At 56.8% G+C, this 6,615-nt stretch carries 8 protein-coding genes; 1 reads left to right on the top strand and 7 read right to left on the bottom strand.

Annotated features, from left to right (window positions below):
- The 7 genes from AC2FNN_RS20805 to AC2FNN_RS20775 form a co-directional block, all read right to left on the bottom strand.
- A partial coding sequence (locus AC2FNN_RS20805; protein ID WP_496760337.1) for a thiamine pyrophosphate-binding protein occupies positions 1 to 417 on the bottom strand: 417 nt, incomplete at its 3' end.
- A 44-nt stretch (positions 418 to 461) separates the two neighbouring features.
- A complete protein-coding gene (locus AC2FNN_RS20800; RefSeq protein ID WP_496760335.1) occupies positions 462 to 1,865 on the bottom strand; it encodes an NAD(P)/FAD-dependent oxidoreductase in 1,404 nt (467 codons plus the stop codon).
- 37 nt (positions 1,866 to 1,902) lie between these two features.
- Positions 1,903 to 2,289, bottom strand: a complete 387-nt coding sequence (locus AC2FNN_RS20795) for a nuclear transport factor 2 family protein (RefSeq protein WP_496760333.1) — start codon at positions 2,287 to 2,289, stop codon at positions 1,903 to 1,905.
- A gap of 26 nt (positions 2,290 to 2,315) precedes the next feature.
- On the bottom strand, positions 2,316 to 2,810 hold the full coding sequence (locus AC2FNN_RS20790) for a universal stress protein (protein ID WP_171636286.1): 495 nt from the start codon (positions 2,808 to 2,810) through the stop codon (positions 2,316 to 2,318).
- A gap of 17 nt (positions 2,811 to 2,827) precedes the next feature.
- Positions 2,828 to 4,168, bottom strand: coding sequence for a TRAP transporter large permease (locus AC2FNN_RS20785; RefSeq protein ID WP_496760331.1), 1,341 nt, complete (start codon positions 4,166 to 4,168; stop codon positions 2,828 to 2,830).
- Between the two features lie 17 nt (positions 4,169 to 4,185).
- A complete protein-coding gene (locus tag AC2FNN_RS20780; RefSeq protein WP_496760330.1) occupies positions 4,186 to 4,722 on the bottom strand; it encodes a TRAP transporter small permease in 537 nt (178 codons plus the stop codon).
- 67 nt (positions 4,723 to 4,789) lie between these two features.
- On the bottom strand, positions 4,790 to 5,806 hold the full coding sequence (locus AC2FNN_RS20775; RefSeq protein WP_496760328.1) for a TRAP transporter substrate-binding protein: 1,017 nt from the start codon (positions 5,804 to 5,806) through the stop codon (positions 4,790 to 4,792).
- A gap of 157 nt (positions 5,807 to 5,963) precedes the next feature.
- Between AC2FNN_RS20775 and AC2FNN_RS20770 the strand changes: the two genes are divergently transcribed.
- On the top strand, positions 5,964 to 6,615 hold a 652-nt coding region (locus AC2FNN_RS20770; RefSeq protein ID WP_496760327.1), incomplete at its 3' end, for a LysR family transcriptional regulator.

Raw genomic sequence — 6,615 nt, 5'->3', positions numbered from 1 at the left:
AACCTCGCAGACGCGGGTCGGGTCGCGGACCTCTTCCTGATAGGCGACCATGTCCTCGAACAGCTTCATCTGCTCGACTTCCTGGAAGCCACCCTGACCGATGGTCTTGTTCGCCGCCTGCGGGGTCACCAGCAGCAGCGGCGTATGGTTCCAATAGGCGGTTTTCACGGCGGTCACAAAGTTGGTGATGCCAGGGCCGTTCTGCGCGATCATCATCGACATCTTGCCGGTCGCACGGGTGTAGCCATCCGCCATCATCCCCGCGCTGCCCTCATGCGCACAGTCCCAGAACATGATCCCGGCCTTCGGAAACAGATCCGAAATCGGCATCATCGCCGAGCCAATGATCCCAAACGCATGCTCAATACCATGCATCTGCAAAACCTTAACAAAGGCCTCTTCCGTCGTCATCTTCATGTGAGTGTTTCCTTATCTTTTCAGGGCGCCGAAGCCCCTGTGAGTTACAGTATTTCGTCTTTGAGGTAGTAGCCGACATACGCCATACGCTGTCCCAGTCGGCGGAAAGGCGTCAGGATGCCGTGGCTGGGCAGCGGGGAGGTGAAGATCGGTAGTTCAAACGCCTTGTCTTTCTTACCCGCGATCAGCTGTGCCATACGACGCCCGGCCTGAGCCGAGTACATCACGCCGTTGCCACCGTATCCCATCGCGTAGAACACGCGCTGTTGCGGGTCCGGCTGGAAGATACGCGGCATCATATCGTGGCTGACATCGACCCAGCCCCACCAAGAGTAGTCGAGGTTGATATCCGTCAGCGCCGGGAACTTTCGGGCGAGACCCTTCTTCAAAAGCTCCAGATGTTTTTCGTTCTCGGCATCACGCCCTGTCACCGCGCTGCGGCTGCCGATCTGCATCCGATTGTCCGGCAGCAGGCGGTAATAGTGGCGCAGCGTACGCGTGTCGGTCAGGGGGGATTTGGTCTGAATGCCACATTCGTCCAGTTCGGCCTGGGTCAGCGGCCGTGTCACCATCGAGTTGGACAGGATGGGCATCAGGCGGTGCTTTGTGCGCGTGTTCAGACCCGGCGGGGTATAGCCCGCAGTTGCCAAGGCCACCGTTTTGGCGCGGACGATGCCGCCCGGTGTGCGCAGGTGATGCACGCCGTTCTTCGTCTGCCATCCCATAACCGGGCTGCCGGTGTGAATTTTCACCCCCAGACGGCGTGCCATGTTGACATAACCGAAGGCCAGTTTGCCCGCATGGATACAGGTCCCGTCAGGTTCCCACATGGCGCCTGCGGCCTCCATATCCCGCACATGCTTGTCATGCAGTTCTTCCCGGGAGAGGATGCGCGAACCATAGCCGAACACGTCGTTGAGCAGCTTGCTCTCTTTCTTGAGGGACGGCATGACCTTGTCGCGATGCGCGATGTAGTAGTGGCCACCCGGCTGCGGGTCGCAATCGATATAGTCCGACGCAATCAGATCGTTGAACAGCTGAAACGCTTCTGTGACCTCGGCATGCATGCGCTTGGCCACGTCCGTGCCCCAGCGCTGAATCCATTGCGACCGTTTCAGCCGCCCGGATGAGATCTGGGCCTGCCCACCATTGCGGGTGGAGCAGCCCCAAGAGACGGTATTTGCTTCTAAAACAACGGTTTGAATGCCGTGTTCCTTGGCAAGATGAATGGCGGTGGACAGGCCGGTATAACCCGACCCGATCACCACCACATCCGCATCCATATCGCTGGACACAGGTCCATCATCGGCCGGAGGTGTTCCGGCCGTTCCAATCCAATATGTGGGCGCGTGGTCGCGATTGTGACCCGGACCCGCATCAATGATCGGGTCATATTTGGGGTCATAGCTGGCCTTGGGCCAGTGACGCGGGATGCTGTTATCCACCATTCTTATTTTTCTCCGAGGCTGCGCGCAGGGCGGCGGATCAGGCTTTGAACATGGGGCGCGTCTTTCGAAGCGCCTGTTTTACAACGATTTTACCGTCACGTACGGTGAACAGATCCGCACCTTCAGCTTCGATCCGCATACCGTTTGCGTCGGTTCCCGAGAAGGTCCACTCGGAAACGGCACGATCACCGTGGACAAAATGGCTGTGATGATCCCAATGGGCGTCTTTCATGCCAGCCCAGACGCCCGAAAACGCGGCGGCGATGGCTTCGGCACCTTCAACCTTGTTGCCGTATTTCTCTTCACCGGCCACGGTGTAGAACACGCAGTCGTCGGCGAAGTGGGTCATCACGCCGTCGATGTCATGGCGGTTGAACGCATCAAACGTGTCCGCCAGGTCCTGCGCGGTCAGGGTTTTGCTCATTTTGTACTTCCTTGTCAGTGGGGTTGTTACGTTTCGTCCGGGTTCGGAACGATCAGTGTCGGTATCTTGGAGCGCCGCAAAACGCGTTTTGCGACGGTGCCCAGAAACGTATGCGAAAAGCCGTGATCATGCGCGCCCAGCACGATCAGATCACAGCCCAGTTCGACCGAGCGGCGCAGGATCACTTCGGCCGGGTGGCCATCGGTGACCTCGACCGAGGTGATCTGATCGCGAATTTTTCCATCGTCGCCGTCGAACTGCGCCCAGAACTTGGCTTGCCGTTCGGCCAGAACCTTGCGCACCATCTCGTGACGACGCTCGATCGCGGTCTTGCGGGTCTCTTCATTCAGGATGAAGATCTCCATCGTGATCTTGGCATCGTCCGACAGCGGTTCATTCACATGCAGCACGTGAATTTCAGCCCCTGTGGCCTGCGCGATGCTGGCGGCATGGCGCATGGCGTGACCCGAGTTTTCGGACAGGTCAGTGGCAAAGAGGATGTTTGTGACCATCTGTTTCATGTCGTCATCCTTTCAGATCAGTAGCCAAACAGCCGTGGGAGCCACAGCGACAGTTCAGGGAAGAAGGCGATGATGAAGATCGCAATCGTGTTGGCGGCCGCAAAAGGCAGCGCACGCAATGAGATCTGTTCGATCGTGATGTTCGAGATACCCGACGCGATGAACAGGTTTTCGCCCAGTGGTGGAGTCTGGAAACCGATACCCAGCGTGCAGACCATCACCACGCCAAAGTGGATCGGGTCGATACCCACCGAATAGGCCACCGGCAACATCACCGGAACCAGGATCAGGATGGTGGCCAGCGTCTCCATGAACATGCCGACGAACAGCAGGAAGAAGATGATCAGCGCCCAGATGACATAGAGGTTGTCGGTAAAGCTGAGCATCGAATCCGCGATGATCGCCGGGATCTGGTTTTCCACCAGCAGTCGGCCAAACACCGTCGCGGTGAACAGGATCAGCAGAACACGTCCAGTCAGCCAGGTGGTGGCCTCGAGCGACTGGAACAGCGATTGCCAGGTCAGTTCGCGATAGATGAACACCCCTACAACCAGTGTGTAGAAGATTGCCACGATTGCCGCCTCGGTCGGGGTGAAGAAGCCGGTATAGATACCGCCCAGGATCACCAGCGGCGCCATCAGCGACCAGAACCCACGATACATTTCACAGCCCACGTGACGGATCGACCAACCTTCGGAAACGCCTTTGTAGCCGCGCTTTTTCGACATGAAGTAGTTCAGGATCAGCAGGCTTGTGGCGATCAGGAAGGCAGGAATGAATCCGGCAATGAACAGTTTCGAAATCGAAACCGACTGGAAGGTTCCGAATTTCTCGACCGCTTCGGGCGGTGGAGCCATACCGAGCGCGGCAATGCCGAAGATCACCATCGGGATGGAGGGAGGAATGATAATCCCGAGGCCGCCAGAGGACGCAGTGATCGCCGAGGCATAGCCGCGCTCATAGCCGCGGTCGATCATCGCAGGGATCATCAGCATCCCAACGGCCGCGGTTGTTGCCGGGCCCGAGCCCGAAATGGCGCCGAAGAACAGACAAGCCATGACCGTTGCAGCCGAAATACCACCGGTGAAAGGACCGGCCAGGCTTTCAGCAACATTGATCAGGCGTTTCGAGATACCGGCGGCCTCCATCAGGGCCCCGGCAAGAATGAAGGCAGGCAACGCCATCAGGGGGAAGGCTCCCACCGAGGTAAAGGCGATCTGCACGAATTTGATCGGGTTCTCGTCCAGGTAAAGGAATGAGACCAGCGACGCCACACCCAGCGCCACCGTGATCGGTGCGCCAATAAGCAGCAGAAACAGGAAAGACCCAAACAGGATTGTGACGATTTCGGATTCCATGGTTTATCCCCCTGCCCTTAGGATTTCTTTGCTGCTTCAGTCGCAGCTTTGATTTCGTCGAGGTCGATCTGATCGGGATCGTGAATATCCTCGCCCTTGATAAGGCGGCGGTAATTCACCTGAATGATGCGGACGGTCATCAGCGCGAACGCGATGGGCAGCACCATGTAGACGTACTTCATCTCGACACCCAGGGTCTGGGATTTCCAGAACTTGTTCATCTTGTTGAAGACAAAATCCGTCGCCAGATACAGGAAGTAGACATTGAAGAAGAGCCAGAAGAGATCGGCGAAGGCTTCGATGTATTTGATCGACCCATCGGGCAGGAACTTGAACTGGAATGTCACGCGGTTATGCGCACCTTTCAGAGCGGCGTAACTTGCGCCGAAATAGACGAACCAGACGAACATGTAGACCGAGAGTTCCTCGATCCAGCTGACCGAAAAGCCGAAAACTTCGCGCGCGATGATCTGCACGAACAAAAGGCAGACGAAGCCGGATAAGAGGATCCGGCAGATGACACTTTCTATGTTGTCCAGAAATTTCCAGAACATGTGGTTTCACTCCTCCCTGAAATGAGAAGAGCGCCGCAGCGCTCTTCCCGGTATCGCCGTGCGACGATTATTGCTGGACCGGCTCGCGGCCGATGGCTTCGAGAACCGCATTCAGTTTCTCGACACCACCAATGGACTCGTAGAATTGCGGCCATACAGCTTCGGTCGCCAGTTGAATGAACTCGGCTTCGTCGTTCTCGGGGTCGATGATTTCCATCCCCTTGGCCGTCAGCTCTTCCTTGATGGCTGCTTCCGAATCCCGCAGGAACTGGGCCGAAACCTGAGTGGCTTCCTGCCCTGCTTCCAGGATCATCTGCTGTTCCTCTTCGGACAGGTCCTGGAACACGGCTTCCGAGATGATCAGCGGTTCGATCGAGAAGATGTAACGCAAGTTGGTGACGTGGTTCTGAACCTCGTAGAACTTCATCGCATTGATCGTCAGGTAAGGGTTGTCCTGACCGTCAACCACTTTGGTCTGCAAGCCGGTGAAGGTTTCCGACCAGGCCATCGGGGTCGGGTTGATGCCCCATGCCTTGTAGGTTTCGATCATGATTTCGTTTTTGGGAACGCGAACGATCAGGTCCTGCAAATCCGCAACCGATTTGACCGGCTTCTTCGAGTTGGTCAGGCGGCGGAAACCGGTATAGGTCCAGCCGATGATGCGCACGCCGGCATCACGGATGGTGTTTTCGACCAGTTCCTGGCCGATTGGGCCCTGGGTCAGTTTTTCGGCATCTTCCAGGCTGAGGATCACGTAAGGCAGTGTGAAAACACCGACCGAAGGCGAGAACGGCGTGATGTTGTTGATCGCCAGCAGCGACATATCCAGTGTGCCGATCGCCGCCTCGTTCACCGTGTCCTGCTCGGAACCGAGCTGACCGTTGAGGAACAGTGTCGCGGTGTGCTCACCACCTGACTTTTCTTCAAGCGCCTTCACGAAAGCGAGCCCCAGCGCCTCTTGTGCGCTGCCCGCGCTGTCGCCGACAGCGATCTTGAAGTTCTTCGCCTCGGCCGTGCCTGCAACCATCAGTGCGGCAACGGAAACGGCTGCGCTGAAAGTGCCAAGCTTTTTGATAAATGACATGGATTTCCTCCCATTTGTCGTGTTTCGAGGTGCGCGCTGACCTGGGGAGAAGGTGGCCAGTCCGATTCTACCTCGCCGACACGAAACTAACTTGCCAACTTGGTTTCGTCGTTGTTAATATTTGCGCGAAAGGTTTCATAAATTTCAAACATACGATATGAGACAGAACAAACTTGATACCCGGATCGGCGACACGGACATCCGTCTGCTGCGCGTGTTCAAAACCGTCGCGGAAAGTGGTGGTATCACGGCCGCCGAGATCGAGCTGAATATCGGGAAATCGACGATCTCGAAACACTTGTCTGACCTGGAACTGAGGCTTGGCCTGAAGCTGTGCAACCGGGGGCCATCAGGGTTTTCACTGACGGAAGACGGCGAAAAGGTGCTGGCCGCGGTAGAAGACCTGCTTATTTCCGTGGCGCAGTTCAGAACCGAGGTCAACGAAGTCAAACAACAACTGGCCGGCAGCATTCGCGTGGCTCTGTTCGATCAATGTACGACCAACCCGGAAGCCCAACTTGCCCGCACCATTCACAAGTTCAATGAGGCCGCACCGGCGGTTCACATCGAACTGTCGCTGGAACCCCCCAACGTGATCGAAACAATGGTAATCAGCGGGCAACTGGATGTCGGTATCATCGCTTTACACAGACCATCGGCAAGCCTGGAATACACACCGCTCTACGGGGAAAACATGTTCTTGTACTGCGGGCAGGAACACCCCCTGTTTGACCGCTCGGATCCAGAGTTGAAACTGAGTGTTCTTCGCAAGTTCAACTACGCTGGCCTGCACGTGAACTCTCCGAACC

It is taken from the genome of Ruegeria sp. BHSA118, from assembly GCF_059613405.1.
This window is presented reverse-complemented; position numbering and strand designations above follow the sequence as displayed.